The sequence below is a fragment of the Promicromonospora sp. NPDC060204 genome (assembly GCF_042728455.1).
Classification (GTDB): domain Bacteria; phylum Actinomycetota; class Actinomycetes; order Actinomycetales; family Cellulomonadaceae; genus Promicromonospora.
Map to the genome: position 1 here is coordinate 1 of NZ_JBHWZO010000077.1, position 24,356 is coordinate 24,356.

23 protein-coding genes are annotated in these 24,356 nt (G+C 74.3%); 18 read left to right on the top strand and 5 right to left on the bottom strand.

The features are described from left to right. The first annotated feature begins 155 nt into the window (after positions 1 to 155). On the top strand, positions 156 to 944 hold the full coding sequence (locus tag ACFWEJ_RS12080; protein WP_377229447.1) for a DUF3626 domain-containing protein: 789 nt from the start codon (positions 156 to 158) through the stop codon (positions 942 to 944). On the opposite strand, the gene ACFWEJ_RS12085 is transcribed toward ACFWEJ_RS12080, so the two are convergent. Both ACFWEJ_RS12085 and ACFWEJ_RS12090 read right to left on the bottom strand, forming a co-directional pair. Next, a complete protein-coding gene (locus ACFWEJ_RS12085; protein ID WP_377229448.1) occupies positions 898 to 1,575 on the bottom strand; it encodes a GNAT family N-acetyltransferase in 678 nt (225 codons plus the stop codon). The genes ACFWEJ_RS12080 and ACFWEJ_RS12085 overlap by 47 nt on opposite strands. After that, complete coding sequence (locus tag ACFWEJ_RS12090) at positions 1,572 to 2,555, bottom strand: DMT family transporter (protein ID WP_377229449.1); 984 nt, start codon at positions 2,553 to 2,555, stop codon at positions 1,572 to 1,574. The genes ACFWEJ_RS12085 and ACFWEJ_RS12090 overlap by 4 nt, the downstream gene beginning before the upstream one ends. A gap of 68 nt (positions 2,556 to 2,623) precedes the next feature. On the opposite strand from ACFWEJ_RS12090, the gene ACFWEJ_RS12095 reads away from it, so the two are divergent. The 4 genes from ACFWEJ_RS12095 (at position 2,624) to ACFWEJ_RS12110 (ending at position 6,752) form a co-directional block, all read left to right on the top strand. Continuing rightward, positions 2,624 to 3,196: a TetR/AcrR family transcriptional regulator gene (locus ACFWEJ_RS12095; protein WP_377229450.1), complete on the top strand. Its 573-nt coding sequence runs from the start codon at positions 2,624 to 2,626 to the stop codon at positions 3,194 to 3,196. An 88-nt stretch (positions 3,197 to 3,284) separates the two neighbouring features. Continuing rightward, on the top strand, positions 3,285 to 4,940 hold the full coding sequence (locus tag ACFWEJ_RS12100) for an FAD-dependent monooxygenase (RefSeq protein ID WP_377229451.1): 1,656 nt from the start codon (positions 3,285 to 3,287) through the stop codon (positions 4,938 to 4,940). Next, positions 4,937 to 5,560 (top strand): TetR/AcrR family transcriptional regulator, encoded by a 624-nt coding sequence (locus tag ACFWEJ_RS12105; protein WP_377229452.1) that lies wholly within the window; start codon positions 4,937 to 4,939, stop codon positions 5,558 to 5,560. The genes ACFWEJ_RS12100 and ACFWEJ_RS12105 overlap by 4 nt, the downstream gene beginning before the upstream one ends. Before the next feature lie 40 nt (positions 5,561 to 5,600). Beyond that, positions 5,601 to 6,752 carry an acetamidase/formamidase family protein gene (locus tag ACFWEJ_RS12110; protein WP_377229453.1) on the top strand — a complete coding sequence of 384 codons (1,152 nt, stop codon included), beginning with the start codon at positions 5,601 to 5,603 and terminating at the stop codon, positions 6,750 to 6,752. Positions 6,753 to 6,767: 15 nt separating this feature from the next. Here the strand turns inward: ACFWEJ_RS12110 and ACFWEJ_RS12115 are convergent, their stop codons facing one another. Further along, on the bottom strand, positions 6,768 to 7,634 hold the full coding sequence (locus ACFWEJ_RS12115) for a GNAT family N-acetyltransferase (protein WP_377229454.1): 867 nt from the start codon (positions 7,632 to 7,634) through the stop codon (positions 6,768 to 6,770). 250 nt (positions 7,635 to 7,884) lie between these two features. Here ACFWEJ_RS12115 and ACFWEJ_RS12120 point away from each other — a divergent pair, with 250 nt between their 5' ends. The 3 genes from ACFWEJ_RS12120 (at position 7,885) to ACFWEJ_RS12130 (ending at position 10,097) form a co-directional block, all read left to right on the top strand. After that, on the top strand, positions 7,885 to 9,480 hold the full coding sequence (locus ACFWEJ_RS12120) for a peptidase inhibitor family I36 protein (RefSeq protein ID WP_377229455.1): 1,596 nt from the start codon (positions 7,885 to 7,887) through the stop codon (positions 9,478 to 9,480). Between the two features lie 191 nt (positions 9,481 to 9,671). Beyond that, entirely contained in the window at positions 9,672 to 9,806 is a 135-nt protein-coding gene (locus ACFWEJ_RS12125) for a hypothetical protein (RefSeq protein WP_377229456.1), read from the top strand. 6 nt (positions 9,807 to 9,812) lie between these two features. Next, a complete protein-coding gene (locus ACFWEJ_RS12130) occupies positions 9,813 to 10,097 on the top strand; it encodes a hypothetical protein (protein ID WP_377229457.1) in 285 nt (94 codons plus the stop codon). Here ACFWEJ_RS12130 and ACFWEJ_RS12135 read toward each other — a convergent pair. Next, on the bottom strand, positions 10,090 to 11,082 hold the full coding sequence (locus ACFWEJ_RS12135; protein WP_377229458.1) for a LuxR C-terminal-related transcriptional regulator: 993 nt from the start codon (positions 11,080 to 11,082) through the stop codon (positions 10,090 to 10,092). The two genes, ACFWEJ_RS12130 and ACFWEJ_RS12135, sit on opposite strands and share 8 nt — an antisense overlap. Positions 11,083 to 11,391: 309 nt before the next feature. Between ACFWEJ_RS12135 and ACFWEJ_RS12140 the strand changes: the two genes are divergently transcribed. From ACFWEJ_RS12140 to ACFWEJ_RS12185, 10 genes are all read left to right on the top strand, one after another. Continuing rightward, positions 11,392 to 12,534: an amidase gene (locus ACFWEJ_RS12140; RefSeq protein ID WP_377229459.1), complete on the top strand. Its 1,143-nt coding sequence runs from the start codon at positions 11,392 to 11,394 to the stop codon at positions 12,532 to 12,534. Between the two features lie 171 nt (positions 12,535 to 12,705). Then, entirely contained in the window at positions 12,706 to 13,248 is a 543-nt protein-coding gene (gene uraD / locus ACFWEJ_RS12145) for a 2-oxo-4-hydroxy-4-carboxy-5-ureidoimidazoline decarboxylase (protein ID WP_377229460.1), read from the top strand. Further along, a complete protein-coding gene (locus tag ACFWEJ_RS12150) occupies positions 13,245 to 13,538 on the top strand; it encodes a hydroxyisourate hydrolase (protein ID WP_377229461.1) in 294 nt (97 codons plus the stop codon). The genes uraD and ACFWEJ_RS12150 overlap by 4 nt, the downstream gene beginning before the upstream one ends. Then, positions 13,539 to 14,480, top strand: a complete 942-nt coding sequence (gene pucL / locus ACFWEJ_RS12155) for a factor-independent urate hydroxylase (protein ID WP_377229462.1) — start codon at positions 13,539 to 13,541, stop codon at positions 14,478 to 14,480. Continuing rightward, on the top strand, positions 14,477 to 16,018 hold the full coding sequence (gene allB, locus ACFWEJ_RS12160; RefSeq protein WP_377229463.1) for an allantoinase AllB: 1,542 nt from the start codon (positions 14,477 to 14,479) through the stop codon (positions 16,016 to 16,018). Before pucL ends, allB begins: the two co-directional genes overlap by 4 nt. Beyond that, positions 16,015 to 17,310, top strand: a complete 1,296-nt coding sequence (locus tag ACFWEJ_RS12165; protein ID WP_377229464.1) for a pyridoxal-phosphate-dependent aminotransferase family protein — start codon at positions 16,015 to 16,017, stop codon at positions 17,308 to 17,310. The genes allB and ACFWEJ_RS12165 overlap by 4 nt, the downstream gene beginning before the upstream one ends. After that, positions 17,307 to 18,566 (top strand): allantoate amidohydrolase, encoded by a 1,260-nt coding sequence (locus tag ACFWEJ_RS12170; RefSeq protein WP_377229465.1) that lies wholly within the window; start codon positions 17,307 to 17,309, stop codon positions 18,564 to 18,566. The genes ACFWEJ_RS12165 and ACFWEJ_RS12170 overlap by 4 nt, the downstream gene beginning before the upstream one ends. Continuing rightward, positions 18,563 to 19,399, top strand: coding sequence for a MurR/RpiR family transcriptional regulator (locus ACFWEJ_RS12175; RefSeq protein ID WP_377229466.1), 837 nt, complete (start codon positions 18,563 to 18,565; stop codon positions 19,397 to 19,399). Before ACFWEJ_RS12170 ends, ACFWEJ_RS12175 begins: the two co-directional genes overlap by 4 nt. Then, positions 19,380 to 20,303, top strand: coding sequence for an FAD binding domain-containing protein (locus ACFWEJ_RS12180; protein WP_377229467.1), 924 nt, complete (start codon positions 19,380 to 19,382; stop codon positions 20,301 to 20,303). The genes ACFWEJ_RS12175 and ACFWEJ_RS12180 overlap by 20 nt, the downstream gene beginning before the upstream one ends. Further along, positions 20,300 to 23,203, top strand: a complete 2,904-nt coding sequence (locus tag ACFWEJ_RS12185) for a molybdopterin-dependent oxidoreductase (protein ID WP_377229468.1) — start codon at positions 20,300 to 20,302, stop codon at positions 23,201 to 23,203. The genes ACFWEJ_RS12180 and ACFWEJ_RS12185 overlap by 4 nt, the downstream gene beginning before the upstream one ends. Here the strand turns inward: ACFWEJ_RS12185 and ACFWEJ_RS12190 are convergent. Continuing rightward, the gene (locus tag ACFWEJ_RS12190) at positions 23,166 to 24,281 is read right to left on the bottom strand and encodes a DUF2332 domain-containing protein (RefSeq protein ID WP_377229469.1); all 1,116 of its coding nucleotides are present in this window, start codon (positions 24,279 to 24,281) and stop codon (positions 23,166 to 23,168) included. The two genes, ACFWEJ_RS12185 and ACFWEJ_RS12190, sit on opposite strands and share 38 nt — an antisense overlap. Between the last annotated feature and the right edge of the window lie 75 nt (positions 24,282 to 24,356).

The window sequence follows — 24,356 nt, forward strand, 5'->3', positions numbered from 1 at the left end:
TCTAACCCCAGAACACGCAAAACCCTATTTATTCTGGACTCGTGGGCTCGTATTTGTTTATAAGACCCCGGCATCGTGGTCGGCACAGGCCTGTGCCGACCTCGATGCAGACTGCCGATCTCACGCCTACCAGTGATGCCGGGTAGCCTCCCGGCATGAACTGGCTGGTCACGATCAACTTCCACCCCGACCGGCTGGTCGCCGACGGCAGCGAGACGCTGATCGAGCGCCTCGCCCACGACCGTGTTTGGCGCTCCCAGTTCGAGACGGGCACCAGCAACGGCGGCCTGACCGCGCACCAGGGCGGCGACCGGTGGCGCTGGGAGCAGCGCATGTTCGACGGCCGGTACGACGACGCCGCACCGCACCTGCGGCCACGCTACGGCGCGCTGAACCATCGCCGCCGCGAAGCGGGCGCCGCCGTCCGCTTCGGCTCCGCCCACCTGCGGCTGCGTTCGCACGTGCTGGAGCGCACCACGTTCTGCTACCCGGACTCCTTCCTGGAGCCGGAGCACTTCGCCGCCGTCGACCCGGCACCGCTGGTCGCGATGGCGGACGCCGACACCGTGGCCGGCGTCCACGACCTCCTGGACGACTACGTCGAGGCCCAGGTGCACGGCGTCGTCTCACTGCCGGACGACGTCGACGCGCTGGTGCTGGACCCCTGCTACCGCGGCACGGCCGAGGCCGAGGCCGCCGAGGGGCTCGGCGTCGCCGTCGAATGGCACCACGGGTTCTCGCTGCACGTGGACGAGGTGGCCGCGCGCCCGGAGTTCCGGGGCCCGGCGATCCTGGACGTGGCGCGCGCCGTCGCCGTCGGGCACACCAGGGACGGCCGGCTGGACGCCCGGGCGATCGGCGAGGCCGTACGCGCAGGGGAGCAGCACCCGCAGGACCTCAAGAAGGTGTGGCACCACGTGGCACGCTGGGGGCATGCGTGGTGACCTGCGCCGATGCCGGGCGGCGCAGGTTCCACAGGGGCGGCGACCCCGGGTACAGCTCGGCGAAGGTCCGCGTGACCTCGAAGCCGTACCGCTTGTAGAACTCGACGTTCTGCGTGGTGCTGGTCTGCAGCGAGACCGGCTGGCCGGCGGCGTCGGCCTGTGCGAGGCCGTCGCGCAGGAGCGCGCTGCCGACGCCGGTGCCCTGCCGCTCCGGGAGCACCACGAGCGTGCCCAGGAACCAGCCCGGTTCGTTCGGGTACGACTGGGCGAGCGTGGCGTACAGGGCGGAGAGCCGGGGCCAGTCGGCGCCCGCGCGGCGGACCAGGGTCCGCGTGGCGCGGGTCAGCCGGGGGTCGACGCGCTGGGTGGGGGCGAACGGGTCGTAGGGGTCCTCCGTGCCGGCGGTGGTCCAGGTGGCCAGACCGATGATCCGGCCGTCGTCCAGCGCGACCCGGGCGGCCTGCGGCGGACGCAGGATGCGCAGTCCCGCCCGGAGCATGATCAGGTGCGGCAGACGACGCCGTCCGGCGTCCGGCACGGTGTGCGTCCACAGCGGGTCGTCGGCGAACGCGTCCGCCGCGACCTCGGCGGCCTCCCCGCTCTGCCGCGGCCGGAAGTCGGTGATCCTCACGGCCCGGAGCGTACCGACGCCGCGGGCACTCCGGGCCGGGTTTCATCCGCGGCCCGTCGGGTGGGCCGGGTCAGGAGCACCCCCGCCAGGCTGACCACGAACCCGGCCACGGTGAGCAGCGGCAGGTCCTGGCCGAACATGGCCCAGGCCCACGCGGCGGACACCGCCGGGGTGAGGTAGAGCCAGGTGCTCACCGCGACGGGCCCGCGCGTGCGCTGCACGTACAGGTACATGCCGTAGCCGCCGAGGAACGCCAGGCCGACGAGCCAGGCGATCGCCAGCCAGAAGGTCGGGTCGGCGGGCGGCGCGGCCTGGCCGCTCGCGAGGGCGAGCACGGCGAAGATCCCGAGCGCGACGACGCCCTGCACGGCCAGCGAGTCCAGCACGTCGTGCTCGCCCGGCTCGTCGGGCGCGGGCCACAGGTCGCCGAGCACGGTGGAGGCCGAGAGCGACAGCATGCCGAGCACGGCCCAGAGCGCACCCGCGGCTCCGTTCCCCGCCGCGACGTCCGGCCCGACGGCGAGGGCGACCCCCGCGAACCCGACGGCCAGGCCGACGGCCTGGCGCCGTCCGCCGCCGCTCCCGCGGCCGACAGCACGCCCGCGCCCGGCCCCGCGCCCCCGCCCGAACCCGGACATGACGACGGCGACCAGGGCCGGCTGGAGCGACGCGAGCAGTGCAGCGGTCCCGGCCGGCAGACCCTCCTCGACCGCGCGGAACACGCCGTAGAGGTAGCCGGCCTGGCCGAGGGCGCCCAGCACCGCCTCCCGCCGCAGGTAGCGCGCGCCGTACCGGCGGCCGAGCGCCAGAACCACCACGACCATCAGGGTCCCGGCGACGACGTACCGCCACAGGAGCGTGGTGGCGGCGGGCGCGACCGGCGCCGCGAAGGTCGCGCCCACGAATCCGGAGCTCCACATCACCACGAGCAGGGCGGGGGCGAGGTGCCCCAGGAGGCTTCTTCTCGTCCGATCAGTCATACCAACTAGGTAAACATACAGGTCGGTATACTCGCAGTGGACCTGCACCCGGAACCCATGGAGGCACCGTGCCACGCCGCACCCCCAACCCCGACACCCCCGCCGGCGAGCGGATCCTCGTCGCGGCCAGCGCCCTGTTCTACGAGCGCGGCATCCGCGGCGTCGGCGTCGACCTGATCGCCGACCAGGCCGGGGTCACCAAGAAGACGCTCTACGACCGGTTCGGGTCCAAGGACGCCCTGGTGGCCGCGTACCTGACCCGCCGGCACGAGCGCTGGGCCACGTGGTTCGGGCGGCGGCTCGCGGAACGCGGGGCGACGGGCCTCGAACAGGTCCTGGTCGCGCTCGAGGTCGCCGAGGAGTGGGCCGACGACAACGTGCGCGGGTGCGCGTTCGTCAACGCCCACGGCGAGATCGGCGCCACCGAGCACCCGGGCAACGCCGTGATCCTGGCCGACAAGCAGTACATGCTCGCCGAGTTCCAGCGGCTGCTGCGGGACGCCGGGCACCCGGACGCGGAGCGCCTCGGCGAGCAGATCCACCTGCTGTACGAGGGCGCCATGGTGGCGCACACGACGCGCGCGCAGCCGGACGCGTTCGGCGCCGCGCGTGCCGCGGCGCGGGCGCTGCTCCAGGTCTGACGGCGCCCGGCGGCGTCCGGGCCTTCCGGTGCGGGCTCGCCGCCGCTATATTGTTAACGGTACCGTTCCGTTAATAAATGGAGGTGGCATGTCCGACGCCGAGGTCATCGACGTGCTGGTGGTCGGGGCGGGCCCCACGGGTCTAGCCCTGGCGTGCGGCCTGCGGCTGCAGGGCGTCGGGGTGCGCGTCGTGGACCGCCGGCCGGCCCCCGCGACGACGTCGCGGGCCAACTTCGTGCACGCGCGCGGGTCGGAGGTCCTCGACCGGCTGGGCGCGCTCGGCGACCTGCCGGAGCGGTCGGTGCGGGCCATGCGCATCACCACCTACCTGGGCGACCGGCCCATGATGCGCATCCGGTTCGGCGACCCGGGTCTGCGCACCGCCGCACCGCCCATGGTGGTGTCCCAGGCCCTCGTCGAGGACGGGCTGCGGCGTCGGCTCGCGGAGCTGGGCGGCGCCCCGGAGTGGGGCGCGCGGCTGACCGGCGCGGTGCAGGACGACGACGGCGTCGTCGCCGAGCTGGCCGACGGGCGGACCGTACGGGCCAGGTGGCTCGTCGGCTGCGACGGCACCGACAGCGCCGTCCGCGCGGCCGCCGGGATCACCGCCCCGGGGGTGCGCCTCAGCGAGCGGTTCCTGCTGGCCGACCTGCACCTGGACTGGGACCTGGACCGGGCCGGGACGTCGGGCTGGGTGCACCCGGACGGGATGCTCGGCGCGATGCCCATGCCCGACGCCGACGGGCGGGCCGACCTGTGGCGCCTGATCGCCTACGACCCGGACGGTGCGGTGGGGGAGCGGGTCGCGGAGTCCCCGGACGACACCTCGGGTGCCGAGCGGCGCGCCGCCGACGCCTACGGCCGGCGGAGCCGCCTCACCGAGGAGCAGATCCTGGACCGGCTCCGCGCGATCCTGCCCGAGCGCACCGGCCGCCAGGTCCGGGTGCTGGAGCCCGTGTGGCTCTCCGAGTTCACGATCCACCGCCGCCTGGCCGACCGGTACCGGAGCGGGCGCGTCCTCGTCGCGGGCGACGCGGCCCACGCGCACGCGCCGTTCGGCGGCCAGGGCATGCTCACGGGCCTGGGCGACGCCGAGAACCTCGCCTGGAAGCTGGGCCTCGTGGTGCGGGGCCTGGCGTCCGAGGCGCTGGTGGACACCTACGAGGCGGAGCGGCGTCCGCTCGCCGCCGAGGTGCTGCGGGGCACCGCGAACGTGACCAAGGTGAACGTGGCGCGCAGCGCCGCGGGCCGGTTCCTGCGGGACCAGGTGTTCGTCCGGCTCTTCAACCAGCCCTGGGCCCAGCGCTGGGCCACCTTCACGACCTCGCAGCTCTGGGTCAGCTACCGGTCTGGGCCGCTCGGGGTCGGACCGGCCGAGCGCACTGCTGCGCGGCTGGCCCGGCGCGTCTGCATCGGCGACCGCGTGCCGAACCTCGCCTGCACCCGGGCCGACGGCCGGGTGACCCGCCTGCACGCCGAGCTCGGCGGGCGGTGGGCCCTGCTGGTGCCGCCGCCGGAAGCCGGGCCGGGAAGCGTCAGGCCAGTGCCGGACGACGTCGGGCCGGACGACGTCGGGCCGGACGACGTCGAGCCCGGCGTCGAACCGGCCCGTCTCTTCCGTACGGACGCCGTGCCCGAGTCCTGGCTGGTGCGCCCCGACGGGCACCTGGCCTGGCGCGGGTCCGACCCGGCGGACGCCGGACCCTGGCTGTCCGGCCTGCTGAGTGACGGGCGGGCGCGATGACGGCGCCCGCCGGGCAGCGGGGCCGGGGCCGGCCGCGGGACCCGCGCACCGACCAGGCGATCCTTGCCGCGGCGCTCGAGCTGTTCACCGAGCACGGCCACGCCGGGACCAGCATCGAGCAGATCGCGCGGCGGGCCGGCGTCGGCAAGCTGACCGTGTACCGGCGCTGGGGCAGCAAGGACGAGCTGATCGCGGCGGCGGTCGAGTCGGCGCGCGGGGAGATCCCGTCCCCGGGCATCGACGACCTCGACGGCATGTCGTACGCCGAGATCTCGCAGGTGATCGCCGACGCCCTGCCGGGGAGCGCCCGCACTCTTGCCGAGCCCGGCTACCGTGCCATGCTGGCCCAGGTCTTCGGCTCCAGCGTCACGCACCCCGGCCTGATGGCGGCGTTCTGGAACGACCACATCCTGCCCCGGCGCCGCACCGCGCACCTGGCCCTGTCGCGGGCGATCGACGAGGGCGTGCTGCCTCCGGAGACGGACATCGAGGCGCTCATCGACATGACCGTCGGCGCCGTCGTCTACCGGCTGCTGCGCCCCGAGCCGCCGGACGCCGACGAGCTGCTGGTCTACCTGCGGTCCGTCTACGAGCAGGCCGGGATGATCCCGCGGCGGTGAACCGCACAGGCCCGCAACACCCGCTGTGTACTCTCGGCCCGTGCACCAGCAGACGATTCTCCAGCCCGGCACGGGGACGAGCGCGGGCGTCGGCGCCGCCGCCGTCGTCGACGGGGCCGCGTACCTGCCCACCTCGACCGAGACCGCCTACTGGGGCCGGCTGCCTTGCGCGGCGGACCGCGCGGTGCTGGCCGTGGACCCGGGCGAGGAGGTCGTCGTCGACACCCTGTCCCACGAGGGCATCCTGGAGGACCAGGGCGGCGACCCGCTCGCCTGGTTCGCGGAGCGCGGCGTCGCCGAGGACGCCGTCCTGGCCGACGCCGTCGAGCTCGCCGCCGCCCGCACGTCCCGCCTGGGCGCCCGCACGCCCGGCCTGCCCGACGTGCCGGGAGCGCACGGCGGCCACGTCGTCACCGGGCCCGTCGAGGTGCGCGGCGCGCAGCCGGGTGACCTCCTCGCGATCCGTGTGCTGTCCACCGACCCCCGGGTGCCGTACGGCGTGATCTCCAACCGGCACGGCCGCGGTTCCCTGCCCGGCGAGTACCCGGCCGGCGGGGCGGACATCGTGAGCGTCTTCGCCCAGGTGGACTCCTGGGCCGACGGCGCGGGGCGCGGCTCGATCCCGCTCGCCGAGGGCGCCGAGCGCCGCGTGGGCTTCGACCTGCACCCGTTCCTCGGCATCATGGGCGTCGCCGCCGCCGGGGACGAGCGGCCGCACTCGGTGCCGCCGGGGCCGTTCGGCGGCAACATCGACATCAACCTGCTGGGCGCCGGCTCCACCCTGTACCTGCCGGTGCAGGTGGCGGGGGCGCTCGCGTACGTGGGCGACCCGCACTTCGCGCAGGGCGACGGCGAGGTGGCGCTCACCGCGTTCGAGGCCTCGCTCCGGGTGCGGCTCGGCTTCGACCTCGTCCCGGCCGCCGACGCCGTCGCCGCCTTCGGCGAGCTGGCCGGCCCGCTCGCCGAGACCACGGAGTTCCTGGTGCCGACCGGGCTGGACCGCGACCTCGACGTGGCCGTGCAGAACTGCGTGCGCGCGGCGATCGCGCTGCTGGAGGTGCGGTACGGGATGTCGCCCGCGCACGCCTACGCGTACCTGTCGGCCGCCACGGACTTCGACATCTCGCAGGTGGTCGACGTGGTCAAGGGCGTGCACGCGCGGATCCGCAAGGCGGACTTCCAGCCGCGCTAGGGCGGCCCGGCCTGGTTACGCGGCTCGCTGGCGGTCGTGGCGGTCCGGGAGGCGTTCGAAGCCTGCCGACACGTACGTGGCGACCGCGCCGACGAGTCCGGCCTCCGTGATGACGACGGCGCTGGACGACCCGAGCTCGCGCAGCGCGGCCGCCCCGGCGACAGTGATCGCCCGGCCGTAGCCGCGACCGCGGTGGTCCGGGTGCACGCCCAGGGGCTCGACGAGGCCGGGCCTGCCGGGGCCGGCCGACCAGACGGTCGTCGCGCCGACGGGGACTCCCGCGTCGTCGTAGGCGAGCAGGCAGCGCGCATCGGCGTACAGCGGGCCGGTCGCCATGTCGTGCCAGCGCTCGTCCGTGAAGGTCGGGCCGCCGAACGCCTCGCGGTGCATGCGGGTCCGGTCGCTCACGCGGTCCCGGCCGACCACCTCGACCCGCACGCCCGGGTCCTCGACGGGGTCGGTGAGGTCGCGCTGCAGCGGCGTGAACGGCTCCTCGGTGCGCCAGCCCTCGGCCCCGAGCAGGTCGCTCACCAGGGCGCCCGGCGGCGCCTCGACGCTGACCTCCCCGTCCGGGAGCACCCCGCGCTCCGGCGCCGTCACGTCGGCGACCAGCCGCCGCGCCAGCTCCTCGTCGCGGTGGGCGTCGGGCGCCGTCGTCATGCGCAGCACCCGCGCCCCGTCGAGGAGGCCGACGGCGAGCACCCGCCCGTCCCGGCTCCAGGTCCGGACGGCCGCCGCGGCGGTCCCGGCGCCGAACCGCTGGTACCAGCCCACGTCCCCGGGGTGCAGCTGCACGGGCCGGGCATCGTCCTGCCACGCGCGCAGCGCGTCGGTCGCGACGGCCAGGTCGCCCGCGCCGGGCGTGCTCATGATGACGGTCATGCGGCGATCCAACCCCGCGGCCCACCGGCTCGCGATCTTTTTTCTGGCCCACGTGTGCCAGGCCCGCGGCGTGCAACTTGGTGCCAGGAGCGCGGTAGTTGTCCCGAGCAGTCATTCACGGTTCGTGGCACCGTCATCCCACTTCCCGGCATTGTCCGTGAATTGCAAACATTTTCCTATCCGGTCCGGCATCCCGAATCGGCAGAGAAAGCACCGGGCCGGAGAACGGCCCGCTGAAGGGAGAATGTTGATGAGAAGAGCACCTGCGCTTCTCGCGATGATCGCGTTGCTGGCCACCTTCCTGGGGGCCTTCGTGAGCGTGGCGGGACCTGCGTCCGCCGCGGCACGTGACGGGGTCTGCGACAGCGGCGAGTTCTGTTACTACTACAACAGCGACAACGCGGGGTCCGTCTCGGACTTCACGGGCTCGGTGAGCGACTACGGCACCGCGCAGCCGTCCTGCTACGACTTCAAGGGGTCGGGCAACGGCCAGGGCGAGTGCATCAAGAACAACGCGGCCTCGGTGTGGAACCGGACCGGCGAGAACGTCCGCGTCTACTACAACACCGGCTACGGCGGCGAGTACCAGAACATCGGCTCGGGCTACAAGGGCCAGCTCAGCGCGGAGCTGTACAACAACAACGCCTCGCACCAGCTCGTCGGCACCACCGGCAACGACACCGGCGCACGCAGCGGCACCTGCGAGGACGGCGAGTTCTGCTACTACTACAACAGCGGCAACGCGGGGTCGATCTCGGACTTCACCGAGTCCGCGGGCAGCTACGGCGACTCGCAGCCCACGTGCTACGACTACAAGGGGGCCGGCGCCGGCCAGGGCGAGTGCATCAAGAACAACGCCGCGTCGGTGTGGAACCGGTCGACCAAGACCGTCCGGGTCTACTACAACAGCAACTACGCGGGCACCTACCAGGACGTCGCCCCGGGGTTCAAGGGCGCGCTCAACAGCACGCTCTACAACAACAACGCCTCGCACCAGTTCGTCGGGGCGACGGCCCCCGGCGGCGGTTCTCGCAGCGGCACCTGCGAGAGCGGCGAGATCTGCTACTACTACAACAGCGGCAACGCGGGGTCCATCTCGGACTTCTCCGACTCGGTCGGTGACTACGGCACGTCGCAGCCGTCGTGCTACGACTTCAAGGGTGCGGGCGCCGGCCAGGGCGAGTGCATCAAGAACAACGCCGCGTCGGTGTGGAACCGGTCCAGCAAGACCGTCTGCATCTACTACAACAGCTACTACGGCGGTTCCTCGCAGGCCGTGGCGGCGGGCTTCAAGGGCGCGCTGAACGGCACGCTCTACAACAACAACGCCTCCCACAAGTTCATCACGGGCACCACGTGCCCGGTCTCCGAGGGTCCTGTCGACCCGGGCAGCCCCGGTGGCGACACCAGCGGCGACTACGCGCAGAAGGTCGAGCGGGTCATCCAGGCCGCGCTGGCCCAGACCGGCCAGGGCTACACGTACTCGTGGGGCGGCGGCAACAAGTACGGCCCGACCTACGGCATCTGCTGCAGCCCCGGCGGGTACGACGACCGGAGCCGGTACGGCTTCGACTGCTCCGGCCTGACGCAGTACGCGTTCTGGCAGGGTGCGGGCGTCGACATCGGCACCTACACCGGTGCCCACCTCAGCAAGGGCACCAAGGTCTCCATGAGCAACCTGCAGCGCGGTGACCTGATCATGTGGGGTGGCTGGTCGAGCACCTATCACGTGGCGATATACCTAGGAAACGGCCAGATGGTCGAGGCGGCGCCACCGCGCAACTCGACCAGCGTGCACGTGACGAACGTCTACGGGGGTGACTTCGGTATCCGGGTGAACATGTGATCCGGTCACCCGGCTGACAATGGCACGGTCCTGCCACCGCATTCGGTGGCAGGACCGTGCCATTTGCTGTCCGCGCGGCAGGAATTGTCGTGGCACGGTCAGGACAGTGCCATTGTCTTGTTGCCGGGCCGACGGCGGGAAAGAATATGAAACAGAAAGCAAGAATCCCGCGTCGAAACGGAGAATTCATCGTGCGTATCAACAACGTGCAGCGCGTCGCCGTCGTCGTCCTCACCGCCTTCCTGCTCACCGGCGCCGGCCAGGTCACCGCCAGTGCCTCCGACCCCCAGTGGGAGACGGCCCCGCCGACCCCCGCCCAGCCCTGACGATCGATGCGGGTCGTCAGCATCCATGTCGAGGCGCCCACCACGGCCTGGACCACGTCGGCGGAGCTCGTCGAGGCGGTCCAGGCCGTCGCCGTACCGCAGGATCAGCTGATGCACGTCTACGCCGGCACGCTGCCCACGGGGTTCGGCGTGGTGATCTTCCTGCTGGTCCCCCTGGAGCAGGCGGCGGCGACCGGGTGCCGCCTGCTGCTCGCCGCGGCGGACTCCCTTCAGCTGCGCGACTGGTCGCTGGGCGCGGTCCGGGTCTGGAGCCCGGCGAAGCTCAGCTGAGGTCGGCCGGGTCCAGCCAGCCGCGGTCCAGCGCCCGCGCGCCGGCCTGGAAGCGGCTGCCGGCGTCCAGCCGCTCCATGAGGGCGCTGCTGAGGCGGCGCACCGTCCGCAGGGACACGCCCAGCCGGCGGCCGGCGGTCTCGTCCGTGGCGCCCTTGGCCCACAGCCGGAGCAGCTCGTGCTCCTGGACCGACAGGCCGTCGTCGTCGCGCCGCCGGTCCGCGCCGAGCGGGGTGGCCGAGCGCCAGGTCTGCGTGAACAGCGCCATGAGGGCGGCCACGACGCCGGGGGAGGTCATCACGACCGCGCCGGAGCCCGCCTCGGTGTTGGCCAGCGGGACCATCGCGTAGCCCTGGTCGATGATCTGCAGCCGGACGGGGACCGTCGCGGCCAGCCGCACCTCGGCCCCGTTGTTGCGCAGCCAGGTCGCGTGGTCCCAGGTGGCCTGGTCGTTGCGGATGCTCTCCAGGTACACGGTCCGCATCCGCACGCCCCGGTCCAGCAGGCGCTGGCTCAGCGCCCGGCTCGACTCCAGCGCGCGGGACGACGTGGCCCGGGTGGGCACGAACGTGCAGAGCTGCTGCGTGCACCGTTCGGTGAGCGTCGCCAGGCGGTCGCGCGCCTCCTCCGCGGTCTCCAGCACCTCGACGTCGGGCCCCTTGCGCACGTTCTGCAGCTCGGAGACGAGGCGCGCCAGCGCGACGCGGCCCTCCTCGATCTCCTGGTTGCGCTGCGCGACCTGCGCCTGCTCCCGGGCGAGGAGGGCGGCGAGCCCGATCTCCGGGCTGACGGGGCGGAACCCGTCGTCGCCGGCCCACGACGCCTCGACGAGCATCAGGCGGGAGAGCTCGTCCAGCGCGTCGCGGACCTGCTGCTCGTCGATCCCGAGGGCCTCGGCGATCCGGTCGGGTCCCGCGTCGCGGTCGCGCAGCATCTGCAGGTAGACGGACTCGGCCGTTCCGGACAGCCCCAGGCCTTGCAGCATCTTCGACTCCCCGATCGGACAGACCAAAGGGGCGCCCGGTGGCAGTCCCGGTCTCGGAGGATCGCACAGGGCCGACGGGCGCGACCAGAGGTTTGCGCGGACTTCACCCGCTGCCCGTCGTGGGCCGCTGACCTGCGAACTCTCCCTCCTACCGGGGCCCGCCCGTCGCTCCTCGCCCGGTCCGCTCCCGGAGGTGCGCTTCTACCCCGTCATTGCGCCCGGAACTCGCTGCATTCCGGGCCCAATGGCGGGGTAGAGGCGCACCTCTGGCCCGCCCGGGCCCGCACGTGGGCCTGGCAGCATGTGCGCATGGCTTCTGATCTCAGCGTGTGGCGGGTCCGGCCCGAGCCCGGTCCGCTGGTCGCCCCCACCGGTTCCGGCGTGCTCGACGGCGAGACCGTCGCGGTCAAGGACCTGTTCGCGGTGGCCGGCGAGCGCGTCGGCGCGGGCAACCCGGCCTGGCTCGCGGCTGCGCCCGTCGAGGCGGAGCACGCCGACGCCGTCGAGCGGCTGCTCGACGCCGGTGCCGCCGTCGCGGGCATCGCGCAGACCGAGGAGTTCGCCTACTCGCTGACCGGGGCGAACGCGCACCACGGCACCCCGCCCAACCCGCGCGCGCCGGGGCGGATCAGCGGCGGCTCGACGTCGGGCCCGGCCACGGCGGTCGCCGCCGGCCAGGCGAGCGTCGCCCTGGGCACCGACACCGGCGGGTCGGTGCGCGTGCCCGCCGCCTACCAGGGGCTGTGGGGCATCCGGCCGACGCACGGCGCGGTGTCGTCCGGGGGCGTGCTGCCCCTGGCCCCGTCGTTCGACACCGTGGGCTGGCTCGCCCGCGACGCCGGCACGCTGGCCCGGGTGGGCGAGGTGCTGCTCCCGGCCGATGCGGCCCCGCTCCCGGAGGGTGCCCCGCTCGTGGTGAGCGACGCCCTGCTGGACCTGGCCGCGCCCGAGGTGCGTGACGCCGTCGGGCAGCTCGCGCGGGCCGCCGGTGCGCAGCCGGTCGACTGGGCGCCCGAGCCGGCGTGGCTCGCCGCGTTCCAGACGCTCCAGGCGGCCGAGGCGTGGGCCGTGCACGGTGCGTGGCTGGCCGACCGGATGGACACCCTCGGCCCCGCGGTGCGCGGGCGGTTCGAGCGGGCGCGATCCGTCGGCGCGGCCGACGCCGAGGCGGCGCGGGCCGACGTCGCGCGGGCGCGGGCGCAGATCCGGGACCGGCTGGGGGAGCGGGTGCTCGTGCTGCCGTCCACGGCGACCGTCGCGCCACGGCCCGAGGACGCCGAGGCCGCCCGCGAGGCGACGATGCTCCTGACCTGCGTCGCGGGCCTCGGCGGCCTGCCGGCGGTGTCGGTGCCGGTGGCGACGTCGGGCGGGCTCCCGGCGGGCGCCTGCCTGGTCGGCCCGGCAGGCTCGGACCGCTCGCTGCTCGCGCTGGCGGCCCGGGTCGGCTCGTAGCGGGCGGAGCTCGGCTGCCGAACGTAGGGTTGATCGGCGGATAGGGCCTGATGCGCCGATCAAGCCTACGTTCGGCGTGATCTGCGGCGTCGGCAGCGGCGTCGGCGAAGATTTACGGGCCTGAAACTCGTGTGCCACTCGCAAATCGCGTTGAAACCGTAGATTTGTCTCATGGACCTCGCGACGTTCAACGCCCTGTCCCCGTCCGACGCCGCGGCGGCGGTCCGCCCGTGCGCCGACGTCGACTCCTGGGTCGACGCGGTGGTGGCCGGCCGCCCCTACCTGCGCCGGGACCAGCTGCTGGTGCACGCCATGCGGTCGGCCGCAGACTGGGGGGCCGCCGACGTCGACGCGGCCCTGGCGCACCACCCGCGGATCGGCGAGCGTGCCACGGGGGACAGCGCCGAGGCGCGGCTGTCCCGCACCGAGCAGCCCACCGCGGCCGAGGCGACGGCCGCCCGGATCGCCGAGGGCAACGTCGCGTACGAGGCGCGGTTCGGCCGCATCTTCCTGGTCCGGGCCGCGGGCCGCACCGCGGAGCAGATCCTCGAGAACCTCACCGAGCGGCTGGCCAACGACCCCGCCGACGAGGCGCTGGTCACGGCGGAGCAGCTGCGCCAGATCGCCCTGCTGCGGCTGGAGGCCTTCATCGAGGAGACCGTCGAGGAGCCCGCCGTCGCGCCGGCCACACCGGACCCGGCGGTGGCGCCGTGACCACCGCCTCGACGCACGTGCTGGACGCCGCCCGCGGCCTCCCGGCCGCCGGGCTGGCGGTCACCCTGGGCACCCGGCAGGCCGTGACCGACGACGACGGCCGTATCGCCTGGGGCGAGGTCACGCCCGGACGGCACGTCCTGACGTTCGCCGCCGGCGACTGGTTCGCGGCGCAGGGCCGCGACACGTTCTTCGGGCAGGTCCTGCTCGACGTGGTGCTCGGACCCGAGCACACGCACGTCGCGCTGCTGCTGAGCCCGTTCGCCTACACCACCTACCGGGGGAGCTGAATGTCGATAGTCCTGGGGCCCAACCAGTACGGGAAGGCCGAGGTGCGGCTGGTGCGCGTCGACCGCGACACCGCACGGCACCGCATCACCGACCTGAACATCACCTCGCAGCTCCGCGGGAACTTCCGGGCCACGCACGAGACCGGGGACAACACGGGCGTCATCGCCACCGACACGCAGAAGAACACCGTGCAGGCCTTCGCGCGGGACGGCGTCGGCTCGCCGGAGACGTTCCTGCTGCGGCTCGCCCGGCACTTCCTCGCCGAGCCCCAGGTCACGGGTGGGCGCTGGCGTGCGGAGCAGTACGGCTGGGAGCGCATCGCGACGGGCACGCCCGCGACGGGCGCGCCAGGCGCCGACGGCGGGACGGGCCACGACCACGCGTTCGTCCGCGGCGCCGCCGAGTGCCGCACGGCCCTCGTGCACGCCGACGACACCGGCCTGACCGTGCTCGCAGGCCTGAGCGACGTCACCGTGCTGAAGTCCACCGGGTCGGAGTTCTCCGGGTTCCCCCGCGACCGGTACACGACGCTGCCCGAGACCGACGACCGCATCCTCGCGACCGACGTCACCGCCTGGTGGCGGTACGACGCGTCGTTCGTCGAGGCCGCCGGCCCGGCCGACTACGACGAGCGGTTCACTGCCGTGCGCGCGCTGCTGCTGAGCACGTTCGCCGAGCTGCACTCCCTGGCCCTGCAGCAGTCCGTCTACGCGATGGGCAGCGCCGTTCTGGAGGCATTCGACGACGTCGCCGAGATCCGGCTGTCGTGCCCCAACAACCACCACTTCCTGGTGGACCTGGAGCCCTTCGGCCTGGACAACCCCGGCGAGGTGTTCTTCGCCGCCGACCGGCCCTACGGTCTGATCGAGGCGGCCGTGCAGCGGTCGGAGAACGCAGGGCCGGAACACCCCGTGTGGTCGACGATCGGAGGGTTCGTATGAAGAGGCTGATCGGGTCTGAACGGGTGCTGGTCGAGGGGGACCTGCGTCCGGCGGTGCTGCAGATCGAGGACGGGCTGATCAGCCAGGTGTGGTGGGGTACCTCGGACCCCGAGCAGGTGGCCGGACTCGGCGACGACCTGTTCGGGGCGCCAGCGGCCCCGTCGGCGGCGACCACGCGTCTCGGCGACCGCGTCGTGCTGCCCGGGGTGGTCGACACCCACGTGCACGTCAATGAGCCGGGACGCACCCACTGGGAGGGGTTCACGTCGGCGGCGCGCGCTGCGGCGTACGGCGGCGTGACCACCATCGTGGACATGCCGCTCAACTCGATCCCGCCGACCACCACCGTGGAGGCCCTGCGGGTCAAGCAGGCCGCGGCGCGGGCTGCGGCGGAGCGTCTGCCCGGGGACGCGGACTGGGAGTCGGGCCGCCTGCCGGTCGACGTCGCCTTCTGGGGCGGCGCCGTGCCCGGCAACGCCGACGACCTGGAGCCGCTCTGGGACGCGGGTGTCATGGGGTTCAAGTGCTTCCTGGCGGACTCGGGTGTGCCAGAGTTCCCGCCGCTCGACCAGGACGGGCTGCTGGTCGTGATGGACCGCCTTGTCAGGTTCGACGGTCTGCTCGTGGTGCACGCCGAGGACCCCGCGGTCCTCGCGGCGGCCCCGCACCCGCCGTCGCGTGCCTACGCCGACTTCCTGCTCTCCCGCCCCGACGAGGCCGAGACGGCGGCGGTGCGCTCCCTGCTCGACGCCGTGCGTGAGACCGGCACGCGCACGCACGTGCTGCACGTGTCCTCGGCGAGAGTGCTCGACCTGCTCGCGGAGGCCAAGGCCGAGGGCCTGCCGGTCACCGCCGAGACGTGCCACCACTATCTGGTGCTCGCCGCCGAGGACGTGCCCGACGGTGACGCCGCCTACAAGTGCTGTCCGCCGATCCGGGACCGGGGCAACCAGGATGCCCTCTGGGACGGGTTGCGGGACGGGATCCTCGACTGCGTGGTCAGCGACCACTCGCCCTCGTCGGTCGCGGAGAAGGTGCGCGGCGGGCAGGTCGGCGAGACCGACCTGCAGGCCGCCTGGGGCGGTATCTCCGGCCTCCAGACGGGCTTCGTCGCACTGGCCGACGCCGCCCGCCGGCGGGGTGTGCCGCTGTCGGAGGTGTCCAGGTGGACGTCAGCCAGCACCGCCGCCCTGGTGGGACTGGACCGTGGCGACCGTCCGAAGGGCATCATCGCCGAGGGCGCGGCCGCGGACCTGCTCGTCTACGACCCGGACGCCGTCACCACGATCGATGCGGCACAGCTCGCTCACCGTAATCCGGTGAGCGCGTATGACGGCATGACGATCACCGGCGCGGTGACCGAGACGTTCCTCGCGGGGAAGCCCGTGGTCAACTCGTTCCTTGAAGCTGTGGTGCACGGCGAGCTCGACGGCGGCACCTGGCGCCCGGCGAACGACATCGAGCACGTCCGCGGCAACGGCCGCCTGATTGCCCGTCCCGGCAGCGCTGCTGCCGAGCACGACAGGAGGCCCGCATGACCCAGATCCACCCGCCCGCGCGTCTCCTGATGGGCCCCGGGCCCGTCGACGCCGACCCGCGCGTGCTGCGTGCCATGGCCGCGCCGCTCGTGGGCCAGTTCGACCCGTTCATGACCGACACGATGACCGAGGCCATGCTGCTGTGGCGCACCGTCTGGGACACCGCCAACGAGCAGACGCTGCTCGTGGACGGCACGTCCCGCGCGGGCATCGAGGCGGCGCTCGTGTCCCTGTTGGAGCCGGGCGACCGGGTGCTGGTGCCGGTCTTCGGGCGGTTCGGGCACCTGCTCGCCGAGATCGGCGCCCGCGCCGGGGCCGAGGTGCACACGATCGAGGCCGACTGGGGCACGGTCTTCACGCCGGACCAGATCGAGGACGCCGTGCGCCGCGTGCGGCCCCGCCTGCTCGCCGTCGTCCACGGGGACACCTCCACGACCATGGCGCAGCCGCTCGCCGACCTCGGCCGCATCGCCCACGAGCACGACGCGCTGCTGTACGTCGACGCCACGGCCACGCTCGGCGGCAACCCGTTCCACACCGACGAGTGGGGCATCGACGCCGCGACCGCCGGGCTGCAGAAGTGCCTGGGCGGCCCCTCGGGCAGCGCGCCGGTGACGCTCTCGCCCGCCGCGGTGGCCGCGATCGACCGGCGCCGGCACGTCGAGGCCGGGATCCGCACCGCGGACGACGTCGCGCCGCACGGGGTGCCCATCCAGTCCAACTACCTCGACCTCGCGCAGATCATGGAGTACTGGGGCCCGCGCCGCCTCAACCACCACACCGAGGCCACGTCCATGCTCTACGCCGCCCGCGAGTGCGCCCGGCTCCTGGTCGCCGAGGGCATGGCCACGGCCGTGGACCGGCACGCGCAGCACGGCGCCGCGATGCTGGCCGGCGTGCTCGGGCTGGGCCTGGAGGTGTTCGGCGACGTCGCGCACAAGATGCACAACGTGGTCGCCGTGCGCATCCCCGACGGCGTGGACGGCGACGCCGTGCGCGGCGGCCTCCTCGACGACTTCGGCATCGAGATCGGCACCTCCTTCGGCCCCCTGCACGGCGTGGTGTGGCGCATCGGCACCATGGGCTTCAACGCCCGCCGCGACGCCGTCCTGACCACGCTCGCGGCGCTGGAGCACGAGCTGCGCCGGGCCGGGTTCCACGCCCCCGCGGGCGGCGGCGTCGCGGCGGCACTCGCGGCGTACGACGGCGCGATCCACGGCGGCCTGCATGACACGGTTCCCGGCACCGACGCCGACGCCGACGCCGTCGTCGCGAAGGAGGCACGCCTGTGACCGCGATCGGCACCACCGAGTGGGTCATGGCCCGGTGCGACGACCTGACGCGGCACTCCGCGCGGCCGGACGCCCTGGAGCGCGTGTACCTCTCGCCCGAGCACTCCGCCGCGAACACCGCGGTGCGGGCCTGGATGCTGGACGCCGGCCTGGACACCGAGACCGACGCCGCCGGGAACATCTGGGGACGGCGCGCCGCCGACGGCACGCCGCAGCGTCCCGCCACCCCGGGCGAGCCCGCGCTCGTGCTCGGCTCCCACCTCGACACCGTGCCCGACGCCGGGCGCTACGACGGGATGCTCGGTGTGGTGCTCGCGATCGCCGTCGCGCACCGGCTGCGCGACACGATCCTGCCGTTCGCGCTGGAGGTCGTGGGGTTCTCCGACGAGGAGGGCACCCGGTTCGGCAAGGCGCTGCTCGGGAGCTGCGCGGCGTCGGGCCAGTGGGACCCGGCCTGGTGGGACCAGGCGGACGCCGACGGCGTGACCCTGCGCGAGGCGTTCCTGCGGTTCGGCCTGGCCCCGGACCGGGTCGGCGACGCCGCCCGCAACCCGGCTGACCTGGTCGGATACCTGGAGGCGCACATCGAGCAGGGGCCCGTGCTGGAGGCCGAGAGCCTGCCGCTCGGGTACGTCACGACCATCGCCGGGGCGCGGCGGTTCGTGCTGACCGTCACGGGCGAGGCCCGGCACGCGGGCGGCACGCCGTTCGCCCGGCGCCGGGACGCGCTGGTCGCCGCCGCGCACCTCGTGACCCGGATCGAGGAGCTGGCCCGGGCGACCGACTGCCTCGCCACCGTGGGCGACCTGCGCGTCGAGCCCGGCGCCGTCAACGTGATCCCCGGCCGGGCCGAGCTGACCCTCGACCTGCGCGGGCGCACCGACGCCGGCCGTGACGCGCTGTGGGAGCAGATCGCCGCGGCCGGGCGTGAGATCGCCGCCGCGCGGGGCGTCACGTTCGAGCACGCCGAGACCCACCGGGCGCCGTCCACCACGTGCGCCCCGCGGCTGATCGACGCCGTCGCGTCGGGTATCGCGGAGGCGACCGCGACGACGTCGGAGCCGCTGGGGCTGTGGAGCCCCGCCGGCCACGACGGCATGGCGATGGACGCCGTGACCGACGTGGGCATGCTGTTCCTGCGCTGCCGCGACGGGATCAGCCACCACCCGGACGAGCACGTGGACGCCGAGGACGTGGGCGTGGCCCTGGAGGCCTACACGGCCGCGGTGCTGGCCCTGGCGAAGGAGATCGGATGACATCGCTCGCGGACCGCCCGCTCGAGGACCGGATCGCCGCCGGCTACCGGGAGCTGTCCCCGCAGGAGCGCCGCGCCGCGGACGCCCTGCTCGACCACCTCGGCGACCTCGGGACCTACCGCGCCACGGAGCTCGCCGCCCTGGCGGGGGTGTCCAAGGCGACGATGAGCCGGCTGTTCCGCAAGCTCGGCTACGAGGACTTCGAGGGGCTGCGCGAGGACCTGCGCACGCAGCGCGGACGCGGCCTGCCCATCGCCGTCGACCCCTCGCCCGGCCTGCGCGAGCGGCTGGAGCAGGAGGTCAAGCACCTGGAGAAGGTCTACGCGGCACTCGACGACGGTTTGCTCGACCAGATCGCCGACGCGCTCGCGACCGCGCGCGACGTGGTGGTCGTCGGCCGCCGCGGGTCGCTCGGCCCGGCGACGCAGCTGCGCCGGAACCTGATCCAGGTGCGCGGGCGCGTGCACCTGGCGCCCGGGCCCGGCCAGTCGCTCGCCGACGACCTCGTGGGGCTCGGTCCCGACGACGTCGTCGTGGTGGTCTCGATCCGTCGGCACGCGTTCCGGGTGGGCGAGATGGTCGAGTCGCTGCTGGCCGACGGCGTCCGCGTGCTGCTGCTCGCCGACACCAGCCTGCGCCACCTCGCCGGCAGCGTGACCTGGTGGATCGAGTGCCCCATCGCGACCGAGGGCGCATTCGACTCCCTGGTCGCGCCGGTCAGCGTCGTGGCGATGCTGTCCGACCGGGTGCACGAGGTGCTCGACGGCGCGGGCGCGCGCGTCGAGGCGATCGACGCCCGGTACGAGCTGCTGCGTGAGATCGACGAGAGGTGACCTGCGCTCCATGGATCTCGACATCGACACCGTGCGGGTGGCGCGGACCCGCGCCGACTGCGCGCTGCGGCCCGGCGAGGCGTTCCTCGGCGGGGGCACGTTCCTGTACTCGGAGCCGGTGCGCCCCGGGGTGACCGGCCTCGTGGACCTCATGGGGCTCGGCTGGGAGCCGTGGTCCGTGGACGGGTCCGGGCTGCGGGTGGCCGGCACGTGCACCCTGGCGGAGCTGGTGGCCGGGCCCGGGGCACTCGGCGCTCCGGCGGGCGACCGGTCCGGCGCGCCGGGGCCGTACCGCGGGCTCGGGATCGTGGGGGAGTGCGTCTCGGCGCTGTCGCTGTCGGCGAAGGTGGCCCGGACCGCGACCGTGGGCGGCAACCTGGCGCTCGGCCTGCCCGCCGGGTCGATGGTCGGGCTGTTCGTGGCGCTCGACGCCCGGGCGGTCGTCTGGACGCCGGACGGCGGCTCCCGGGAGCTGCCCGTCGCCGACCTGGTCACGGGCGCGGGCCGGGTCGACCTGGCCCCGGGCGAGCTGCTCCGCGAGGTGCGGGTGCCGTGTCTCGCGCTCGGGGCGCGGACGGTGTTCCGGCGGGCCTCGCTCACCCCGACTGGTCGGACGGCGGCCATGGTGACGGGGCGGGCGCTGCCGGACGGTGCGGGGTCGGACTCAGCCGGGCCGGGCGGCGACGGGCCGGGCCGGGTGCTGCTCGTCATGACGGCGTCGACACCGGTGCCGCACGCGCAGCTGGTCCGGGCGGGCGACCACGACGCGCTGGACCACTGGATCGACTCGGTCGACGTCGCCGGCGGCTGGTACGAGGACACCCACGGCACCGCCGACTGGCGCGCCGCGATGACCCGGCGCCTGGCGCACGAGGCGCTCGACGAGCTGGGCGGCGGCGCATGAGGGTCGACGGCGCCGACGTCACGGCCGAGCCCCGGCCGGGCCAGTGCCTGCGCACGTACCTGCGCGAGCAGGGCACGACGTCCGTGAAGAAGGGCTGCGACGCGGGCGACTGCGGCGCGTGCACGGTGCTGCTCGACGGCGCTCCGGTGCAGTCGTGCCTGGTGCCCGCGCACCGAGCCGTCGACGCCGAGGTGGTCACCGCGAACGGGCTCGGCCGCTTCGGGCCGGGTGGCGACCCGGACGCCGACGCCGAGGAGCTGCACCCGGTGCAGCGCGCCTTCGTCCAGGCGGCCGGGTTCCAGTGCGGGTTCTGCACGGCCGGCATGGTGTGCACGGTCGCGGGGACGCCGGGTCTCGCCGCACCGGAACCGACCGACGCCGACGCCGGCGCGGAGTCGGCCGCCGGCCCGGCCGCCGACTCCCTGGACGAGGCGCTCAAGGGCAACCTGTGCCGCTGCACCGGGTACCGGTCGATCCGCGACGCCATCGCCGGGCACGTGAACACCGAGGTGGCGGAGCCGGGTCAGGCGTTCGGCCGCGCCGTCGTCGCGCCGGCCGCCGCCCGCGTGGTGCGCGGCCGCGAGCCCTACACCCTGGACGAGCCCGAGCCGCCCGGCCTGCTGCACGTCGCCGTGCTCGGCAGCCCGCACCCGCACGCCCGGATCACGCACATCGACGCCACCGCGGCGCGGGACGCGCCCGGCGTGCACCTCGTCCTCACGCACGAGGACGTGCCCAGCACGCTGTACTCGACCGGCCGGCACCAGAACCGGCTCGACGACCCCGACGACACCCGCATCCTCGACCCGGTCCTGCGGTTCGTGGGCCAGCGCGTCGCCGTCGCCGTCGCGGAGACGCCCCGGCAGGCGCGCGCCGCGCTCGGCCTGGTGGAGGTCGGGTACGAGGTGCTGCCCGCCGTCTTCGAGCCCGAGGCCGCGCGGGGCCCGGGCGCGCCGCTGCTGCACCCGGACAAGACACCCGCCGAGCACCGCGTCGCGGAGGCGGGCCGCAACGTCGTCGTGCAGATCCACGAGGAGTACGCCGAACCGGGGCAGCCCGGCGTCGAGGCGGCGCTCGCGGCGTCGGCGGCGACCGTGACGGGAACCTGGACCACCGGGCGCGTCAACCACGTCGCGCTGGAGACCCACGGCGCGCGGGCCTGGCTGGAGCCGGCTCCGGGCGGGCACGACGGCGCCGGGACCGACGGCCCCGTGCTGCACGTGCGCACCTCCACGCAGGTGCCGTTCCTCGTGCGCGACGAGCTCGCCCGGCTTCTGGACCTGCCGCAGGACCGCGTCCGCGTGGTCGCGGGACGTGTGGGCGGCGGGTTCGGGGGCAAGCAGGAGCTGCTCGTCGAGGACGTCGTGGCGCTCGCGACGCTGCGCACCGGGCGACCCGTGCAGTGGGAGCTCACGCGCGAGCAGCAGTTCACGACAGTGCCGTGCCGGCACCCGTTCCGCGTCACGGTGCGTGCCGGGGCGTCCGCGACCGGCGAGCTGACGGCGCTCGCGATCGACGTGCTGGCCGACACCGGCGCCTACGGCAACCACGCGCCCGGTGTGCTGTTCCACGGCGTGCACGAGTCCATGGCCGTGTACCGCGCGCCGAACAAGCGCGTCGACGCCGAGTCGGTCTACACGAACAACGTGCCGTCCGGGGCGTTCCGCGGGTACGGGCTGGGGCAGGTGCAGTTCGCGATCGAGGGCGCGCTCGACGAGCTCGCCGCACGGCTGGACATCGACCCGGTCGAGCTGCGCCGCCGCAACGTCATCCGCCCCGGCGACCCGTTCGTCGTCGGCCAACCGGTGGACGGCGACCTGGAGTACGGGTCCTACGGGCTGGACCAGTGCCTCGACCTCGTCGAGGACGCGCTGGCCTCGGGCCGGGGCGAGGCGGTCCCGGAGGGCTGGGCCGAGGGGCGCGGGGTGGCGCTCGCGATGATCGCGACCATCCCGCCGCGCGGGCACTACACGCACGCCCGGGTCACGGTCGCGGAGGACGGCGACTTCGTGGTCGACGTCGGCACCGCCGAGTTCGGCAACGGCACCACGACGGTCCACGCGCAGCTCGCCGCGACGGAGCTCGGCGTGCCGGTCGAGCGGGTGCGGGTGCGCCCGTCGGACACGGCGACGTCCGGCTACGACACGGGCGCCTTCGGCTCTGCGGGCTCGGTGGTAGCAGGCCTGGCGGTAGCCCGCGCGGCCGCCACGCTCCGCGCCAAGCTGTTGAGTGCTGGCTATTTGCGCCCTGAAAACGATTCGAGACCGCAAATACCCAGCACTCAGCGGGCGGGGGCGGGGGTTGGGTTGGTTGGCGAGGCTACGCATGACGGGTCGCCTCGGTCTGTCGCGTTCAACGTGCACGGGTTTCGGGTGGGCGTGCAGCGGGAGACCGGCCGGGTTCGGATCCTGCAGTCGGTGCAGGCGGCCGACGCCGGCGTCGTGATCAACCCCGAGCAGCTCCGCGGGCAGATCGAGGGCGGCGTGGCCCAGGCCATCGGCACGGCGCTCACCGAACGCATGGTGGTGCGCGACGGCGTGGTGATCACCGACCGGCTGCGCCACTACCGGGTGCCGCAGGTCGCGGACGTTCCGCCCACCGAGGTGCTGTTCGCCGACACGGTGGACCGCCTCGGTCCCCGAGGCGCCAAGTCGATGAGCGAGGCCCCCTACAACCCCGTGGCCCCGGCGCTGGCGAACGCGATCGCCGACGCGACCGGGGCCCGCCCCCGCGACCTGCCGATGCAGCCCGACCGGCTGTGGCGCCTGCTCGGCCCAGCCGGCGCGGCTAGGTCGGCCGGCTCGGCGGGGTCGGCCGGCTCGGCCAGGTCGGCCAGGTCGGCAGGGTCGGCCGGTGCGGGCGCTACAGCAGCCGCACCGACCGGCCGTGCGGGTCGGTGAGCGCCACCGGCACGCCGTCCCGGGCCAGGATGAACTGCGGGTCGGCGCCCGCGGGGAGCCGGGCCGCGACGTCGGGCAGCACGGTCCAGCCTTCGTTGCTCAGCCAGACGACGCCGCGCGTGCGCCGTAGGCGCTCCATCGTGCCCGTGAACTCCGCCAGCTCGGCGGCCGTCAGGTAGTAGAGCACCGCAGAGCTCTGCACCACCACGGTGGCCTCGGCCGGCGCGGCGGCGACCAGGTCTTCGACGCCGGTCAGCAGGTCGCCCCGCACCAGGCGCGGCGGGTCGGCCGCGACCACCCGCGCGGCCGCACGCAGCGTCTCGACGCGGTCGGCGTGCTCGGGCCAGACGAGCGCCTCCAGCCAGGCGAGGTCGTCCGGGTCGCGCACGTCCAGCGGGTTGAGGTCGAGGCCGGCGCGCCACACGACATCCGGCAGCCGGGCGGGGACCGGCCCCGCGACAGCACCGGGCAGCCGGGCGGGGACCGGTCCCGCGACAGCACCAGGCAGCCGGGCGGGGACCGGCCCCTCGACGGGAGCGGGCAGCCGGTCCGGGACCGGCCCCTCGACAGCACCGGGCAGCCGGGCGGGGACCGGTCCCTCGATGTCGCACGGGAGCAGCACCTCGCTCGGGCTGTCGGCCGGGTCGAGCCGGGTGCGGACGCCGTCGGGCGTCGTGTACAGGTAGGAGTACCGGTCGGGATAGAGGCACAGCCCGGCGGACGCGCCCACCTCGACGAGCGCGACCGGCCCGTCGATCGCCGCCAGCGTGGGCACGAGCGTCGCGCAGCGCCGGGGCTCGTTGGTCTGCGTGGCCCGGGTCCGCATCTCGTGCTCGACGTCGGGCCAGGCGGCCGCAAGCCAGGACCGCACCCCGGCCCAGCCGCCCGTCGGCGCGCCGACCAGCCGCGCGGCCGCGAACAGCAGGTTGGGCTGCCGCTTGGGCTCCGGCAGGGTGTCGAGCAGCGCGCACACCTCCGGGTCGCCGGCGACACCGAGCGCCCAGTCCTCGTAGGTGGGGGAGCCGCCGTTGCGGGCCTGGCTCCCGGCGAAGTGCGCGTAGACGGCGGCGGTGTCCATCCGGCTCACGCTAGCGGGGCCGCGCTGCGAGATCGGTCCCTTGCGTCGAGATAGGTGTATCAAACGACCGATCTC